This is a genomic window from Rhodoplanes roseus (assembly GCF_003258865.1).
In the GTDB taxonomy this organism is placed as follows: Bacteria; Pseudomonadota; Alphaproteobacteria; order Rhizobiales; family Xanthobacteraceae; genus Rhodoplanes; species Rhodoplanes roseus.
In genome coordinates this window covers 15,839-32,361 of the sequence record NZ_NPEX01000046.1, presented here as the reverse complement: position 1 = coordinate 32,361, position 16,523 = coordinate 15,839, and the positions used below count along the sequence as shown (strand labels likewise).

17 protein-coding genes and 1 other RNA gene are annotated in these 16,523 nt (G+C 69.4%); 10 read left to right on the top strand and 8 right to left on the bottom strand.

The window, feature by feature from the left end:
• From CH341_RS09440 to tkt, 6 genes are all read right to left on the bottom strand, one after another.
• Positions 1-591 (bottom strand): thiamine phosphate synthase (locus CH341_RS09440; protein WP_111418790.1); only part of this gene is annotated, 591 nt, incomplete at its 3' end.
• A 266-nt stretch (positions 592-857) separates the two neighbouring features.
• Positions 858-1,946: a class II fructose-bisphosphate aldolase gene (gene fba / locus CH341_RS09435; protein WP_111418789.1), complete on the bottom strand. Its 1,089-nt coding sequence runs from the start codon at positions 1,944-1,946 to the stop codon at positions 858-860.
• Positions 1,947-1,972: 26 nt separating this feature from the next.
• The gene (locus tag CH341_RS09430; RefSeq protein ID WP_111418788.1) at positions 1,973-3,169 is read right to left on the bottom strand and encodes a phosphoglycerate kinase; all 1,197 of its coding nucleotides are present in this window, start codon (positions 3,167-3,169) and stop codon (positions 1,973-1,975) included.
• A gap of 207 nt (positions 3,170-3,376) precedes the next feature.
• Positions 3,377-3,520, bottom strand: coding sequence for a hypothetical protein (locus CH341_RS34130; protein WP_170149556.1), 144 nt, complete (start codon positions 3,518-3,520; stop codon positions 3,377-3,379).
• 36 nt (positions 3,521-3,556) lie between these two features.
• The gene (gene gap, locus CH341_RS09425) at positions 3,557-4,564 is read right to left on the bottom strand and encodes a type I glyceraldehyde-3-phosphate dehydrogenase (RefSeq protein ID WP_111418787.1); all 1,008 of its coding nucleotides are present in this window, start codon (positions 4,562-4,564) and stop codon (positions 3,557-3,559) included.
• A 119-nt stretch (positions 4,565-4,683) separates the two neighbouring features.
• A complete protein-coding gene (tkt, locus tag CH341_RS09420; protein WP_111418786.1) occupies positions 4,684-6,654 on the bottom strand; it encodes a transketolase in 1,971 nt (656 codons plus the stop codon).
• A 427-nt stretch (positions 6,655-7,081) separates the two neighbouring features.
• Here tkt and CH341_RS09415 point away from each other — a divergent pair, with 427 nt between their 5' ends.
• The 6 genes from CH341_RS09415 to CH341_RS09390 all read left to right on the top strand — a co-directional run bounded on the left by CH341_RS09415 (position 7,082) and on the right by CH341_RS09390 (position 10,483).
• Positions 7,082-7,345, top strand: a complete 264-nt coding sequence (locus tag CH341_RS09415) for a DUF4164 family protein (RefSeq protein WP_342635004.1) — start codon at positions 7,082-7,084, stop codon at positions 7,343-7,345.
• Between the two features lie 37 nt (positions 7,346-7,382).
• Positions 7,383-7,769, top strand: a complete 387-nt coding sequence (locus tag CH341_RS09410; protein WP_111418784.1) for a cell division protein ZapA — start codon at positions 7,383-7,385, stop codon at positions 7,767-7,769.
• A gap of 86 nt (positions 7,770-7,855) precedes the next feature.
• Positions 7,856-8,013, top strand: a non-coding RNA gene (ssrS, locus tag CH341_RS09405) — 6S RNA.
• Between the two features lie 68 nt (positions 8,014-8,081).
• A complete protein-coding gene (locus CH341_RS09400) occupies positions 8,082-8,672 on the top strand; it encodes a 5-formyltetrahydrofolate cyclo-ligase (protein WP_111418783.1) in 591 nt (196 codons plus the stop codon).
• A 73-nt stretch (positions 8,673-8,745) separates the two neighbouring features.
• Positions 8,746-9,567: a TIGR00282 family metallophosphoesterase gene (locus CH341_RS09395; protein WP_111418782.1), complete on the top strand. Its 822-nt coding sequence runs from the start codon at positions 8,746-8,748 to the stop codon at positions 9,565-9,567.
• A gap of 169 nt (positions 9,568-9,736) precedes the next feature.
• Positions 9,737-10,483: a YebC/PmpR family DNA-binding transcriptional regulator gene (locus CH341_RS09390; protein WP_111418781.1), complete on the top strand. Its 747-nt coding sequence runs from the start codon at positions 9,737-9,739 to the stop codon at positions 10,481-10,483.
• A gap of 133 nt (positions 10,484-10,616) precedes the next feature.
• Here CH341_RS09390 and scpB read toward each other — a convergent pair whose 3' ends face one another.
• Positions 10,617-11,396, bottom strand: a complete 780-nt coding sequence (gene scpB / locus CH341_RS09385) for a methylmalonyl-CoA decarboxylase (RefSeq protein WP_111418780.1) — start codon at positions 11,394-11,396, stop codon at positions 10,617-10,619.
• A gap of 109 nt (positions 11,397-11,505) precedes the next feature.
• Positions 11,506-13,317: a GGDEF domain-containing protein gene (locus tag CH341_RS09380; protein WP_425376163.1), complete on the bottom strand. Its 1,812-nt coding sequence runs from the start codon at positions 13,315-13,317 to the stop codon at positions 11,506-11,508.
• A 308-nt stretch (positions 13,318-13,625) separates the two neighbouring features.
• On the opposite strand from CH341_RS09380, the gene ruvC reads away from it, so the two are divergent.
• The 4 genes from ruvC (at position 13,626) to ruvB (ending at position 16,402) form a co-directional block, all read left to right on the top strand.
• Complete coding sequence (gene ruvC / locus CH341_RS09375) at positions 13,626-14,147, top strand: crossover junction endodeoxyribonuclease RuvC (RefSeq protein WP_210208224.1); 522 nt, start codon at positions 13,626-13,628, stop codon at positions 14,145-14,147.
• Positions 14,148-14,277: 130 nt separating this feature from the next.
• Positions 14,278-14,895, top strand: coding sequence for a Holliday junction branch migration protein RuvA (ruvA, locus tag CH341_RS09370; RefSeq protein ID WP_111418778.1), 618 nt, complete (start codon positions 14,278-14,280; stop codon positions 14,893-14,895).
• The gene (locus tag CH341_RS09365; protein WP_111418777.1) at positions 14,895-15,350 is read left to right on the top strand and encodes a cytidine deaminase; all 456 of its coding nucleotides are present in this window, start codon (positions 14,895-14,897) and stop codon (positions 15,348-15,350) included. The genes ruvA and CH341_RS09365 overlap by 1 nt, the downstream gene beginning before the upstream one ends.
• Positions 15,350-16,402 carry a Holliday junction branch migration DNA helicase RuvB gene (gene ruvB, locus CH341_RS09360; protein ID WP_111418776.1) on the top strand — a complete coding sequence of 351 codons (1,053 nt, stop codon included), beginning with the start codon at positions 15,350-15,352 and terminating at the stop codon, positions 16,400-16,402. Before CH341_RS09365 ends, ruvB begins: the two co-directional genes overlap by 1 nt.
• Positions 16,403-16,523 lie beyond the last annotated feature (121 nt).

Sequence of the window (16,523 nt, the reverse complement as noted above, 5' to 3'; positions counted from 1 at the left end):
ACACGCTAGCCGAACTGTGCCGTGCGTTCCCCACGCACGCAGGGATGAGCCCTCCATGCGGCCGACGGCGTCGCCGACCTCCTCGAGGCTCGCGGCATATCCGACACAGGGCGTCTCGAACACCTCGGCCCACCAGCCGACCCGCTCGACCGTGACGTCGAAGGGCGGGGCGCCGCCGTCGGGTCCGGGCTCGCCGAACATCACGTAGTCGGCGCCCGCCTCGGCGCTTTCCATGGCGTCGTGGCGGGTGCGGAGCGCGCCGACGCCGGCGATATGGGCGGGTCGCAGGCCGCCGATCGCCTGGCGCAGGGCCACGACGCCGACCAGATGGGCGCCGTCGGCGCCGCTGCGGCCGACGATCTCGGGCCGGCCTTCGACCAGCACGGCCGCGCCGTGCGTCTGGGCGACCGGCACGATCGCCTTGACGGCGTTGACGGCGTCACGCTCCGCCAGCTTTTCGGGCAGGCGGACCAGCACGGCGGCGATATCCACGCCCGAAGCGAACGCCGCATCAAGGCGCGCGGCCGCCGCGGCGGGATCCCGCATCACGGGTGTCACGATATAGAGGCGTTGGCGGTCGCTGTCCGGCATGGTGCTCGGAATTGCGGGGCGATCAGGGCGAAAGAGGGGCCGAGAGGGTTTCAGCGTGTGTCGCGCTGTCGGACGGAGGGCCCTTCGAACAGTGCTGGACTCCCGCGGGCCCTCTCCCCTTGTGGGGAAGGGACCGGGAAGGGGGTGAACCCCGAGCGCCGCGATCGCGGCTTACATTCCTCCCCACCCCTCCCCCGCAAGGGGGGAGGGGGGAGGTGGTGCCGGGTGGCGATGCGGTGCCTTCACGGCAACCGAAGGGGGACGGCTCACTCCGCCGCGGCGGCGGTGCTGCCGATCACCGGGTCGAGCTTGCCGGCGGCGTAGAGCTTGGCCATCTCGGCCGGCGTGATGATCTTCTTGATCTTCGACGCCTGGCCGGCCGTGTTGAACTCCTGGAAGCGCTGCTTGCACAGCTTGGTCATCGCATCCATGGCCGGCTTCAGATACTTGCGCGGGTCGAACTCGCTCGGGTTCTCGGCGAACACCTTGCGGATCTGGCCCGTCATCGCCATCCGGTTGTCGGTGTCGATGTTGATCTTGCGAACGCCGTTCTTGATGCCGCGCTGGATCTCCTCGACCGGCACGCCCCAGGTCGGCTTCATCTGGCCGCCGAACTTGTTGATGATGTCCTGGAGATCCTGCGGCACCGACGACGAGCCGTGCATGACGAGATGCGTGCCCGGCAGCCGCCGATGGATCTCCTCGAGCACGCGCATCGCGAGGATGTCGCCGTCCGGCTTGCGGGTGAACTTGTAGGCGCCGTGGCTGGTGCCCATGGCGATCGCCAGCGCGTCGACCTTGGTCTCGGCGACGAACTTCACGGCCTCGTCGGGATTGGTGAGGAGCTGGTCGTGCGAGAGCTTGCCCTCGGCGCCGTGGCCGTCCTCCTTGTCGCCCATGCCGGTCTCCAGTGAGCCCAGCACGCCGAGCTCGCCCTCGACCGAGACGCCGCCCAGATGCGCCATGTCGACGACCTTCTTGGTGACGCCGACATTGTAGGCCCAGTCGCCCGGAGTCTTGCCGTCTTCCTTGAGCGAGCCGTCCATCATCACCGAGGTGAAGCCGGCCTGGATGGCCGTCATGCAGGTGGCGGGGCCGTTGCCGTGGTCGAGATGCACGCAGACCGGAATCTGCGGATAGATCTCGGTGACGGCGTCCATCATGTGCTTGAGCATGATGTCGTTGGCGTAGGAGCGCGCGCCGCGCGAGGCCTGGATGATCACCGGAGCGTCGAGCGCGCTCGCCGCCTCCATGATCGCCAGCGCCTGCTCCATGTTGTTGATGTTGAAGGCGGGCACGCCGTAGTCGTTCTCGGCCGCGTGGTCGAGGAGCTGCCTGAGTGTGATTCTCGCCATCGTCGTCTCCCGTCCTGTTGCCCTGATTACTTCGCCCGAAGGATCTCGACGCCCGGCAGCGCCTTGCCCTCGAGCATCTCGAGGAAGGCGCCGCCCGCGGTGGAAATGTAGGTGAACCGGTCGGCCGCGCCGGCGTGGTTCAGGGCCGAGACGGTGTCGCCGCCGCCCGCCACCGTGATCAGCTTGCCGGCCGCCGTCAGCTCGGCCGCGGCCTCGGCGATCTCCACCGTGCCGGTGTCGAACGGCTCGATCTCGAAGGCGCCGAACGGCCCGTTCCACAGCACCGTCTTGAGCAGCTCGAGCTCCGACACGACGTGCTCGATCGAGCGCGGGCCGATGTCGAGGATCATGTCGTTGGGGCCGACCTCGTCGAGCCCGACCACCCGGGACGGGGCGTTCGCCTCGAACTTCTCGGCCACCACGGCATCGACCGGCAGCACGATCTGCTTGCCGTTGGCCTTGGCCTTGGCGAGGATCTCGTTGGCGGTCGGGATCAGGTCCTGCTCGCACAGCGACTTGCCGACCGGATGCCCTTGCGCCGCCAGGAACGTGTTGGCCATGCCGCCGCCGATGATCAGCACGTCGACCTTGTCCAGCAGGTTGCCGAGCAGGTCGAGCTTGCCCGACACCTTGGCGCCGCCGACCACGGCGGCGACCGGGCGCTTGGGCTGCTCCAGCGCCTTGGTCAGCGCATCGAGCTCGGCCTGCATGCTGCGGCCCGCATAGGCCGGCAGCCGGTGACCGAGGCCTTCGGTCGAGGCATGGGCGCGGTGCGCCGCCGAGAAGGCGTCGGCCACCCAGATGTCGCCGAGCCCGGCGAGCTTCTCGACGAAGGCCGGGTCGTTCTTCTCTTCTTCCTTGTAGAAACGGGTGTTCTCGAGACACAGCACGTCGCCGGGCTGCATCGCGGCGATCGCCTTCTCGGCGACCTCGCCGATGCAGTCGGACGCGAAGCCGACCGGCTTGCCGATCACCTCGCTGACCGCGGCCGCCACCGGCGCGAGCGAGTATTTCGGATCCGGCCCGCCCTTCGGCCGCCCGAAATGCGACAGCAGGATCACCTTGGCGCCCTTCTGGGCGAGCTCGGTGATGGTCGGCGCCGCCCGCTCGATGCGGGTCACGTCGGTCACCTTGCCGTTCTCGGTCGGCACGTTGAGGTCGAGGCGGACGAGGACGCGTTTGCCCTTCACGTCGGCCTGGTCGAGTGTGCGGAATGCGGTCATTTTATCCCTAGCCGAAATGTTGTTCCGATCGGCGCTGTGCTCACGCCGCACGTGGCCTTGGGGCGGCGAGCAGCGAAATCCGACGTCGGCGACTCCGATCCATCACCGCCCGTCCCTGCTCGTCGACCCGCCCCCGCCGGGTCTCGTCTGGTCTTGTCTGGTCTCGTCTCGTCGCGAGCGATGCGGCGGCGGCATGGCGCCGCCGGCTCAGGACCCGCCTAGCGTGATCCTCGGCCAGTCCTCGGTCCGGCGGTCGCGATCGGGCTCGACCTTGCTGCCCTGCCGAAACGCGAACGCGATGAAGGAGAGCAGCCCGACCCATGCCGCGATTCCGAGCACGGTTTCGATCATGGCGGCCTGCCCTCCGGGGCGCATCGAGCGCGGATCTCAGATCAGCTTAGCGAACACCACCGACGTGTCGAGCATGCGGTTCGAGAAGCCCCACTCGTTGTCGTACCAGGACATCACGCGCACCAGGGTGCCTTCCAGGATCTTGGTCTGGTCGACGTGGAACACCGAGGAATGCGGGTCGTGGTTGAAGTCCGAGGAGACGTTCGGCCGCTCGGTGTAGCCGAGGATGCCCTTCAGGGGGCCGTGGGCCGCGGCCTTGATGGCGGCCGTGATCTCGTCCTTGGTGGTCGCCCGCTTGGCGATGAACTTGAAGTCGACGACCGACACGTTCGGGGTGGGCACCCGGATGGCGACGCCGTCGAGCTTGCCGGCGAGCTCGGGCAGCACCAGGCCGACGGCCTTGGCGGCGCCCGTCGAGGTCGGGATCATCGACAGCGCGGCGGCCCGCGCCCGGTACAGATCCTTGTGCACCTGATCGAGCGACGGCTGGTCGTTGGTGTAGGAGTGGACCGTCGTCATGAAGCCCTTCTCGATGCCGATGGCGTCGTTGAGGACCTTGGCGACCGGGCCGAGGCAGTTGGTCGTGCAGGAGGCGTTGGAGACGACCAGGTGATCCTTGGTCAGCTTGTCGTGATTGACGCCGTAGACGACCGTGAGGTCGGCGCCGTCCGACGGCGCGGAGACCAGGACGCGCTTGGCGCCGGCGTCGAGATGCAGCTTGGCCTTGTCCTTGGACGTGAAGATGCCGGTGCATTCGAGTGCAATGTCGACACCGAGCTCCTTCCACGGCAGCTTGGTCGGGTCGCGCTCGGCCGTCACCTTGATCTTTCCGAAACCGACGTCGATCGAGTCGCCCTCGACCTTCACCTCGCCCGGGTAGCGGCCGTGCACCGAGTCGAAACGCAGCAGATGTGCGTTGGTCTCGACCGGCGCGAGGTCGTTGATCGCGACGAACTCGATGTCCTTGCGCCCCGCCTCGGCGGCCGCCCGAAGGACGTTGCGTCCGATCCGACCAAATCCGTTGATTGCGACCCGAACAGCCATTCTCTTCTCCTCCAATGCCCACCATGCGCAGCCCGGCGGGCGGCGCGTCATGTCGATCCGATTTCGGTTCCCGCCGCCTTGATATAGGTCGGTTTTACCCGCTCCGTCCGGCGGCTTTTTTACAATGCCTGCAATTTGCTCAAGGCCACCTCGGCCACCCGCTCCGGCGTGATGCCGAAATGGCGGTAGAGGTCGGGGGCAGGCCCGCTGGCGCCGAAACCCGTCATTCCCACGAAGGCGCCGTGCGATCCGATGATCGCATCCCAACCCTGACGTATGGCGGCCTCGACTGCAACCTTCACGGGCGCGTCGCCGATCACCGCCTCGCGGCGCTCCTCCGGCAGGTCGAAGAACAACTCGAAGCAGGGCACCGAAACGACCCGGGCCGGAATACCGAACTCGGCGAGCCGCTCGCGGGCCGCGACCGCGATCATGACCTCGGAACCGGTGGCGAACAGCGACACCCGGGCCGGGCCGCCCTCGGCCGCCAGCAGCTCGTAAGCGCCGTCCACGCAGCGGTTTCCGAGAATGGTCGCGTCGCGCAGCTGCGGCAGGTTCTGGCGGGAGAGCGCCAGCACGCTCGGCCGGTGGTTGGAGGCCAGCGCCAGCGCCCAGCATTCGGCGGTCTCGACCGCGTCGCAGGGGCGGAACACCTGCAGATGCGGCATGGCCCGCAGCGCCGCCAGATGCTCGACCGGCTGATGGGTCGGTCCATCCTCGCCGAGGCCGATCGAGTCGTGGGTCATCACATGGATGACGCGGCGGCCCATCAGGCAGGCGAGCCGGATCGACGGTCGACAGTAGTCCGAGAACACCAGGAAGGTCCCGGAATACGGGACGATGCCGCCGTGCAGAGCCATGCCGTTCATGGCCGCGGCCATGCCGTGCTCGCGGATGCCGTAATGAATGAAGCGGCCGCTGTAGTCGTCCGGCGACATCGCCGGCATGCCCTTCGGCCGGGTGTTGTTCGACCCGGTGAGGTCGGCCGAGCCGCCGACCAGCTCCGGGAAGGCGGGGACCAGCACGCCGAGCGCCAGCTCCGAGGACGAGCGGCTGGCGCGGTCCTTCGGATCGGCGGCGAGCTGGCGCTTGATCTCGGCCAGCGCCGCGTCGATGCGGTCGGCCGGAACCTCGCCGCGGGTGCGGCGGTCGAACTCGGCGCGCGTCTCGGCCGGAAGGGCCGCGACCCGCTGGGCCCAGGCGGCGCGAGCCTCGCGCGAGCGGGCGCCCGCGGCGCGCCAGGCCGACAGGATGTCGTCCGGGACGACGAAGGGCGGCGATGTCCAGCCGAGATTCTTGCGGGCGCCGGCGATCTCCTCGGCGCCGAGCGGCGAGCCGTGCGACTTCTCCGAGCCGGCCTTGGTGGGCGCGCCGAACGCGATGGTGGTCCGGCAGGCGATCAGGCTCGGCCTGTCGCTCGTCTGCGCCGTCTCGATCGCGGCCAGGATCGCCTCGGGATCGTGGCCGTCGATCCGGCAGGCGGCCCAGCCGGCCGACCTGAACCGCTCGAGCTGGTCGACCGAGTCCGACAGCGAGGTCGGCCCGTCGATCGAGATGTGGTTGTCGTCGTAGAGGACGATCAGCCGGGCGAGCTTCAGATGCCCGGCGAGCGCGATCGCCTCCTGGCTGATGCCCTCCATCAGGTCGCCGTCGGAGCACAGCACGTAGGTGTGATGGTCGATGATCTCGGGCCCGTACTCCGCCGCGAGATGGCGCTCGGCGATCGCCATGCCGACCGCGGTGGCGATGCCCTGGCCGAGCGGCCCCGTGGTGGTCTCGACGCCCTCGGTCGCCTCGACCTCGGGGTGGCCCGGCGTCAGCGAGCCGAGCTGGCGGAACCGCTGGATCTCCTCGATCGAGACCGACTTGAAGCCGGTGAGATAGAGGAGGGCGTAGAGCAGCATCGAGCCGTGCCCGGCCGACAGCACGAAGCGGTCGCGGTCGAACCAGTGGGGCGCCGCAGGATCGAACTTCAAGACCCGGCCGAACAGCACGGTGGCGATGTCGGCCGCCCCCATCGGCAGGCCCGGATGGCCCGACTTCGCCTTTTCGACGGCGTCCATGGCGAGGGCCCGGATCGCGTTGGCCATCCGGTCGTGATCGGCGCGAGAAAGCGGGGAAATGTCGGCCTCCTGTGTCGAGAACGGAGGGTCGGCGTCGGCCGGGGTGCGCCTTCAGGAACCTGACGGATCGGGGGTTGGCGGACGTCGGGACGGCACCGGCCGAGGGCCTCTTCGCTGGCGAGGCTTTGGGACCTGATAGGCAGGTCGCCCCACCCTGTCAACGCGTCAGGCCGGTGGTGTGCCGCCGCGCCGCGCGGCACTCGCGCCAGAGCTGTCCAGGCTGTGTGCATCGCATTGACGCGACTCTCGGAAAGCCCGTAAGCTTCCTGTTCCATCTGCCTGCCATTGCATGGTTTCGCGATGCCGGGGCCGTGCGGGCGACGATCGGGGGCGAGCGGTCGCGGGGCGGACGGGAGATGGCGAGGCGAGGGGCGCCATGACGGACAGCAGTGCCGTGGAAGCGGCCAGCACACGGCTCCAGCGCGCGCTCGCGGCTCTGGAGGAGGCGGTGGAGCGCCGGCACGAGCTGGAACGCGGCCGCGGTGTGCTCTCCGACCAGGTTCACACGCTCGGGATCGACCGGGCGCGGCTCGCTGATGCGCTCGACCGCGAAGCCGCGCGGGCGCAGCGGCTGGAAAGCGTCAATCGCGAGGTGGCGGGACGTCTCGACGAGGCGATCGCCACGGTCCGGACGGTTCTGGCCGGCGATGCCGGATGACGGGACGGTGCGGACACACGGTGCGGCAAGGTCGGCCATGGCCCATGTGAGCGTGACGATCAACGGCCGGCAGTACCGGATGGCCTGCGACGACGGGCAGGAGCACCATCTCGCGAGGCTCGCGCACGATCTCGACCAGCGCATCTCCCGGCTGCGGACCAATTTCGGCGAGATCGGCGACATGCGGCTGACCGTGATGGCGGCGCTGCTGATTGCCGACGAGCTGTCGGAGTCGACCCAGCGGGTGCGCAAGTACGAGGAGGAGCTGACCGAGCTGCAGGAGGCGCGCCGCGTAGCCGGAGAGCGCAGCCATGCCACCACGGCGGCCATCGCGGCCGCGCTCGATTCGGCCGCCGAGCGCATCGAGCGCGTCACCCGGACGCTCAATCACGGCGCCGACAGCCACGAGCTGCCGGCCGGCTAGCGCTGCGCGGGCCGGCTTTGGCAACCGATGCAAGTTCTTCGGCGCGCCGGGTAGCGGCGCAGGGACGGAGTGGTTAGATTGGCCGAGCGGGGCTGCGGGGTTTGTTAGGGGTCTTTTCCCCGGGGCCTTATCGATCCTGAAGGGAGCTGTCCCTGGCCGGGCCCGTGGGCCCGGTCACATGGCGCCCACCTACCATGGTAGGGAACCCGGGATCGCTTACTCCGACGGCTTTCGCGGCTCCGCACTCTTCACCCTTCGGGCGCCGGTCGGGCGCGCACGGCACCCGGGTCTGCAAGGGGTGAATCGAAAATCATGACAAAGCCCCCGACCGATCCGGCCGCCGTCGACAAGGCGGCGCTCCGCCATGCTGCGCTCGACCTGCGCGACGAGCTCGCCGCCGAGGATCGCGCGGCCGCCGCGGCGGCGATCGCGGCACGTCCGCTTCCGGTGACGATCGCGGCCGGGACGATCGTGTCCGGCTACATGCCGATCCGCAGCGAGATCGATCCGACGCCGCTGATGCGGCGCTTCGTCGAGGCGGGGGCGGGACTGGCCCTGCCGGTGGTGCGAGGGCGCGGCAAGCCGCTGGCCTTCCGGGCGTGGGCGCCCGGCGTGTCGCTGGTGACGGCGGCCTTCGGCCTGCTGGAGCCGTCGCCCGAGGCCCCCGAGGTGACGCCCGACGTTCTGCTGGTGCCGCTCGCCTGCTTCGACCGGAGCGGGCACCGCATCGGCTACGGGGCGGGCCACTACGACACGACACTGGCGACGCTGCGGGCCGCGAAGTCGGCGGTCGCCATCGGGCTCGCCTTCGCGGCCCAGGAGATCCCCCGCGTCCCGGCAAACGAGTGGGACGCACGGCTCGATCTCGTGCTAACCGAGACCGAAGTCATCGACTGTCGCTAGCGGCACGTGCCGCGGCCCCGGTCCGCCGTCCGGCCCGCGGCCGTCGGCCAGAACCTTTTCGGGACGTGTGAGCGTGAGGATTCTCTTCATCGGTGATGTCGTCGGCCGCAGCGGCCGGGCCGTGGTGATCGACAGGCTGCCCGGGCTGGTCCGCGACTGGAAGCTCGACTTCGTCGTGGTCAACGGCGAGAACGCGGCCGGCGGATTCGGCATAACCGAGCTGATCTATCACGACCTGCTGGCGGCCGGCGCCGACGCCGTGACGCTCGGCAACCATTCCTGGGACCAGCGCGAGGCGCTGGTGTTCATCGAGCGGGCCGAGAAGCTGGTGCGCCCGCTCAACTACCCGGCCGGCACGCCGGGCCGCGGCGTCGCCCTGCTGGAGGCCCGCAACGGTGCCCGCGTGCTGGTCACCAACCTGCTCGGCCGCGTCTTCATGGATCCGCTCGACGACCCGTTCGCCGCGGTGGAGCGCGAGATCTCGGCCTGCCCGCTGCGCGACGCCGCCGATGCCATCGTGGTCGACATGCATGCCGAGACGACGAGCGAGAAGCAGGCCATGGGGCACTTCCTCGACGGCAAGGCCAGCATGGTGGTGGGCACCCATACGCATGCCCCGACCGCCGACCACCGCATCCTGCCGGGCGGCACCGCCTTCATGACCGACGTCGGCATGACGGGCGACTACGACTCGGTGATCGGCATGGCCAAGGACGAGCCGCTCAACCGATTCCTGCGCCGCATCCCCGGCGGCCGCTTCGAGCCGGCGTCCGGCGCCGCGACCCTGTGCGGGATCGCGATCGAGACCGACGACAAGACCGGCCTGGCCGCCCGGGTCGCGCCGGTCCGGGTCGGCGGCTCGCTCGACCCCGCCGCGCCTGCCTTCTGGGGCTGAACGGCGGGCCTTCATGCGCCTGCCGGGGCCTTGCGGGGCCGGCGCGTATATGGCTTTTGCCGGCGAGCCCCACTATAAACTGGCGCCTCACGCGACCACGACACGCCGACGCGCGCCCATCAGCGGTTGCGGCGCGGCGGCGTCCAGAGACGAGCCCATAGGACCGACCATGGCCGGACATTCCCAGTTCAAGAACATCATGCACCGCAAGGGCCGGCAGGACGCGATGAAGTCCAAGCTGTTCGGCAAGCTGGCGCGCGAGATCACGGTCGCGGCCAAGCTCGGCCTGCCCGACCCGGCCATGAACGCCCGGCTGCGCGCCGCCATCATCGCGGCGCGGGCCGAGAACATGTCCAAGGACTCGATCGACCGCGCCATCAAGAAGGCGGCCGGCAACGACGCCGAGACCTACGACGAGATCCGCTACGAGGGCTACGGGCCGGCCGGCGTCGCCGTCATCGTCGAGGTGCTGACCGACAACCGCAACCGCACCGCCTCCGACGTGCGCTCCTACTTCACCAAGTCGGGCGGCAACCTGGCCGAGACCGGCGCGGTGTCGTTCATGTTCGACCGGCTCGGCGTGGTCGAGTACGGCCCCGAGGTCGCCTCGGCCGACGCCATGCTGGAGGCCGCGATCGACGCCGGCGCCGACGACGTCGTGTCGTCCGAGGGCGGCCACGAGATCTACGCCTCGCAGGAGACCTATCGAGACGTGGCGAAGGCGCTGGAGCAGAAGTTCGGCGAGCCCAAGAAGGCCGCGCTGGTGTGGAAGCCGCAGAATTCCATTGCGGTCGACGACGAGCAGGCCGAGAAGCTGTTCAGGCTGATCGAGAGCCTCGAGGAGCACGACGACGTGCAGCACGTCTACGCCAACTTCGAGGTCTCCGAAGCCGCCATGGCCAAGATGGGCGCGTGAGGCACCTCGTATCCTCCACCCCTGGCATGGCCGGGCTCGTCCCGGCCATCCACGCCGTCACGGCCGAACAGCTTCCAAGACATCGATGCCCGGCACAAGGCCGGGCACGACGAATCCGAACCGGACCTCCTGATCACTTCCCCTCGAACACCGGCTTGCGCTTCTCCTTGAAGGCCCGAAGACCTTCGAGATAGTCTTGGCTGTCGTAGACGACGCGGCGCAGGCCCTGGAGGCGCTCGAAGCCCTCCGGGCTCACCGGGTGAGCGCCTTCGAGGATGCGGAGCTGCTCCTTCATCACCGAGACGGCGAGCGGCGCGTTGGCGGCGATGTCCTTCGCGATGCCGTACGTGACGGCCTCCAGCTCCTCGATCGGCACCACGTGGTTGACCATGCCGAGATCGAAGGCGCGGGCGGCGTTCACGGGCTTCGCCGTGAACGCCATCTCGCGCACGATGCAGGCCGGTGCCGCGTTGAGGAAGGTGAGCATTCCCGAGATGTTGTAGGGCACGCTCAGCTTGGCCGGCGTGATCGCGAAGGTGGCGGTCGGGCCGATCACGATGATGTCGCAGGCCAGCACCACCTCGCAGGCGCCGCCCCACACGCCGCCCTCCACCATGGCGATCACCGGAATCGGGTAGCGGGCGATCTCGCGCACCAGATGGCGCACCGGGTCGTCCCAGCCGAGCGGATCGCGGTGGCCCACCGGCAGCTCGTCGATGTTGAAGCCCGCCGACCACACCGTCACGCCGGGCTTGGCGCGCAGCACCACGGCGCGCAGGTGATCGTCGCGGAACGCCGCCAGCGCGGCGCAGAGCTCGTTGATCAGCGCGCTCGACAGCGCGTTGCGCTTCTCGGCATTGTCCAGCGTGATCGTGCCGATCCATTCGTCGCGCGACGTGCTGATCAAGCTCATCCGGAGCCTCCCACCTGATGACCGCCCATGGCGGGCCTATCCGATTCGGCGTCGTTCCGGCAGAGGGTAGGAATGCGGGGGGGCCGCCGGGATGCTCGGGCGGGCGCGCTCAGGCCGAGAATCGGCGCCACGCCATCCCGGTCGACTCGTGCTTGGCCTGCGACTTCGCCTGCGCCATCACGGCGTGGATCTTGTCCAGATCGCTCGTCATGGTGCCGGGCGCGAGCTCCAGCACGGCGACGCTGCAGCGGAGCAGGTCGAAACGCCGGCTGCGTCCGTCGCGATCGCGCCCGGTGATGAAGCCGAGCCGCTGGTCCTCCGGTCCGTAGAGCTTTCGCGCCTCGCGCCGGAACTCGTCCAAAAGCTCGGCGAGCGTGCCGCGCAGCGCAGCGGAGTCGTGATCGCGAAGTCCAGCGAAGAAGTCGTCGCCGCCGACGTGACCGACCATCACGCCCGGCCCGCCCAGTGATCGCCGCACCAGGGTGGCGAACAGCGAGATCGCCCGGTCGCCGTGCGGAAACCCGTAGCGGTCGTTGAACGGCTTGAAGTCGTCGAAATCGAAATAGCAGAAGTGGCGCGGCGCATCGGCATCGAGCGCGTTGACGGCGACGAAGTCGGTGATCGAGAGATTGCCGGGCAGCTCGGTGAGCGGGTTCTGGTCCTGCGCCTGCTGGATCTTCTTGTCGTTGATGACCGAGAGCAGTGCCGCCGTGGAGAGCACGCCGATGTATTTGAGGTTCTCGGTGACGATCACGCCGTCCGAGCCGCGAGCGTTGGCGAACACCTCGAGGATGTGCTCGGCATCGGTGGCGATGTCGACGATCGGGCAGGCCGTGACGAAGGACGAGACCCGACGCTGATAGGCCCGGTTGTTCAGGAGGTCGCGCCCGAACGGCATGTAGATGTACTGCTTGAGGTCGCGCTCGTGGATGAGACCGCGCGGCTCACCGGCGTCGTCCACCGCCGGGAAGAAATGCTCCTGGGGCGACTGGCGGAACAGCTCGAACACGGACGGCAGCTCGGCGTCGATCGGAACCGTCGGCAGCGCCGCCATCTGGTTGCGGATCAGGAGCTCGTCGGTCTTGCGGTCGCGCCGGTGCTTGGCCCGCGCCGTCACCACGTGCGGATAGGTCGACAGGATTTCCGAGATCTCGCAGGTCGGCCGGGCGACGAAATAGCCCTGCACCAGATCGCAGCCGGCCTCGCGGCAGGCGATGTACTCGGCCTCGGTCTCGACGCCCTCGGCGATCACCCGGATCCCGAGCACATGGGCCAGATTCGACATGGTCGTGACGAGCAGGCGCTTGCGCTGGCTCTGCGCCATGCCGCGGATGAAGTGACTGTCGATCTTGATGTAGTCGATGCCGTAGTCGCAGAGCAGCTTCAGCTCCGAGAAGCCGAGCCCGAAGTCGTCGATGGCGAGCCGGCCGCCCATGGTGCGCAGCGCCCCGACCACCGCCCCGAAGGTCGGCTCGGCGTCGTTGTCGTAGCGCTCGGACAGCTCGAAGCACAGGGTCGAGGCGGGAATGCGCTTGCTCTCCAGCACCTTGGCGGCGGCGCCCAGAATCAGGTGGCCGGACCGGAGCGTGCGCCCGTCGACATTGATGAAGAGCTTCTTCCCGGCCGCGTCCGGCACGCTCGCGAACTTGGCGATGGCGCGGGCGTGCAGCATCTGCTCGAGCGCCACCAGCACGTCGGCCTCGGCGGCGTGGTCCAGCAAGGCCACCGGCGACGCGAGGCCGAGGCGGTCGAAGCCGCGCATCAGCGCCTCGTAGCCGTAGACATAGCCGGTGTTGATCTCGACGATCGGCTGCAACGCGTAGTCGACGACGAGCTTGGCGAGCGACACGATGTGGTCGCGGGCGATGCGCGGCATCGCCGGGGTGCCTGCCAACGGCAGAGCAGGAAGCGGTAGGGTCATGGCATCCTCGGGAGTCGCGGCCCACCGGTGCGAACCGGGTGCGGCTCCGCCACCGATCGCCGGCCCGCAGGTCGGTCGGCGTCCGGTCGCGGCCGACCCGTCCCGCTCGCGTCTGAATACGCTTCGGTCGGCGGCTCCGGGAAACAGACTAGCCCGTCGCCGGATTCGGCTATGTGACAGTTCCGTAAAGCCTCCGGACTTGGTTACCGTCTGGTTTCCGTCCGGGACGGGGAAGCGGGGCTCCCAGTGGGCTCCCGCCGAGGCAGAAAAGGTCGATTTCGCCGGCGGCTGGTATAAGACTCGTCGGCATGCGCGCCACGATTCGGATCCTCGGTATCGACCCCGGCCTTCGCCGGACCGGCTGGGGTGTCATCGACGTCGAGGGGAACCGGTTGAGCTTCGTCGGCTGCGGCTCGGTGTCGAGCGACGACCGCGGCGCGATGGGCGAACGGCTGGTGTCGATCCACGACGGCCTGACCCGGGTGATCGAACGCTTCGCGCCGGCCGAGGCCGCCGTCGAGGCCACCTTCGTCAACAAGGACGCCTCGGCCACGCTGAAGCTCGGCCAGGCGCGCGGGGTCGCGCTGCTGGTCCCGGCGCTCGCCGGCCTGACCGTCGCCGAATACGCGCCCAACCTGGTGAAGAAGACCATCGTCGGCGCCGGGCACGCCGAGAAGGACCAGATCCGCATGATGATCGGCATTCTGCTGCCGAAGGCCGATCCCGGCACCCACGACGCCGCCGACGCTCTCGCCATCGCGGTCTGCCACGCCCACCACCGCACCAGCGCGATCGCCCGGGCGGCCCTCCTGAAGGCGGCCGGGGCATGAGGTCGGCTTTTCGATCGCCGGGGGACCTTTGCCCGAGCCGCATGATTGGTCGGCTCCCTCCCTCCTTGTGGGGGAGGGAACGTCTATCGTTGCCTCTCGCGTCGAGGCGTCATCGGCTGCGGCGCTCGCCATGATCGGCAAGCTCAGGGGCGTGATCGATTCCTACGGCGAGGACTTCGTGATCCTCGACGTGGGCGGCGTCGGCTATCTGGTGCACTGCTCGGCCCGCACCCTGCAGGCGCTGCCGGAGGCCGGCGAGGCGGCGGCGCTGGCCATTGAAACTCACGTGCGGGAGGACCAGATCCGCCTGTTCGGATTCCAGTCCGAGGTCGAGCGCGAGTGGTTCCGGCTGCTGCAGACCGTGCAGGGCGTCGGCACCAAGGTGGCGCTCGCCGTGCTGTCGACGCTGGCCCCGGCCGACCTCGCCTCGGCCGTCGCCATGCGCGACAAGGCCATGGTGGCGCGCACGCCCGGGGTCGGCCCGAAGGTCGCCGAGCGGATCGTCACCGAGCTGAAGGACAAGGGCCCGGCCTTCGCGGCGATCGATCCGGCGGTGGCGAAGCTTTCCGGGGCTCTCGAGGACAAGCGGGCGCCGCGGCCGGTCGCCGATGCGGTCTCGGCGCTGGTCAATCTGGGCTACGGCCAGCCGCAGGCCGCCGCCGCCATCGCAGCCGCGGCCCGGAACGCCGGGGAGGATGCCGACACGGCGAAGCTGATCCGGCTCGGGTTGAAGGAGCTGTCCAAGTGATGGAGGCGCGTGTGACGGATGCGAGCGCGCCGGCCCTGTCCGCGCAGGACCAGGAGCTGATCGCGGCGGCCTGCAAGGCGATCCGCCAGCGCTACCGCAACGACTGGCAGGAGGTCGGCGCGGCGCTGCGCAGCCGCTCCGGCACCATCGTCACCGGGGTCAATCTCGACGCCTATCTGGGCCGCATGGCGGTGTGCGCCGAGGGCGTCGCGATCGGCAAGCTGGTCACCGATCTGGGCGAGATCGGCATCGACACCATCGTGGCGGTCCGGCATCCGCGGCCGCACGAGCCCGACCAGTCGATCCGCGTCGTCTCCCCCTGCGGCAGCTGCCGCGAGCTGATCTGCGACTACGACGAGAATGCGCGCGTCATCGTCATGGGTGAAGCCGGCCTGGAGGCCGTGCCGATCCGGGATCTCCTGCCCAACAAGTACAACCGCGGGACCGGTCTGTGATGGCGACCACCCCGCCACCCCGCCGCCTGGTCACCGCCGAGCGTCGCGACGAGGACGCGGCGGAGACGTCGCTGCGGCCGCAAAAGCTCGACGAGTTCGTCGGCCAGGCGCAGGCCCGCAAGAACCTCACCGTGTTCATCGAGGCCGCCCGGGCGCGAAAAGAGGCGCTCGACCACGTGCTGTTCGTCGGCCCGCCCGGGCTCGGCAAGACGACGCTCGCCCAGATCGTGGCGCGCGAGCTCGGCGTGAGCTTCCGCTCCACCTCGGGCCCGGTGATCGCCAAGGCCGGCGATCTCGCCGCGCTGCTCACCAATCTGGAGGAGCGCGACGTCCTGTTCATCGACGAGATCCACCGGCTCAACCCGGCCGTCGAGGAGATCCTCTATCCGGCCATGGAGGATTTTCAGCTCGACCTGATCATCGGCGAGGGGCCGGCGGCCCGCTCGGTGAAGATCGACATCTCCAAGTTCACGCTGGTCGGCGCGACGACTCGGGCCGGGCTGCTGACCAATCCGCTGCGCGACCGCTTCGGCATCCCCGTGCGGCTCAATTTCTACACCGAGCAGGAGCTCGAGCTGATCGTCAGCCGCGGCGCCCGGGTGCTCGGCGTGCCGATGACCAAGGACGGGGCCAACGAGATCGCCCGGCGGGCCCGCGGCACGCCCCGCATCGCCGGCCGGCTGCTGCGCCGGGTGCGCGACTTCGCCGAGTACGACAAGGCGCCGACCGTCGACCGCGCCGTCGCCGACCGCGCCCTGCAGGCCCTGGAGGTCGACGCCTCCGGCCTCGACGCCATGGACCGGCGCTATCTCTCGGTGATCGCGCTCAACTACGGCGGCGGCCCGGTCGGGATCGAGACCATCGCGGCGGCGCTGTCGGAGCCGCGCGACGCGCTGGAGGAGATCATCGAGCCGTTCCTCATCCAGTGCGGCTTCATCCAGCGCACCCCGCGCGGGCGCCTGCTCACCGGCCACGCCTTCCGCCATCTCGGCCTCGCCGAGCCCAGCCGCGACCCGTCCCAGTTCGGCCTTTTCTCCGAGCCGGAGGAGTAGGGGCCCCCGCCAGGGCGGTCGAAGTCGTTCTGAAACCTTGAAAAAAGAATCAGCGACGGTGCGCTCGAACCTTCTTGCGCCCGGCTGCGACCAACACCCGACGGACGGTAAGGCGCCGCAA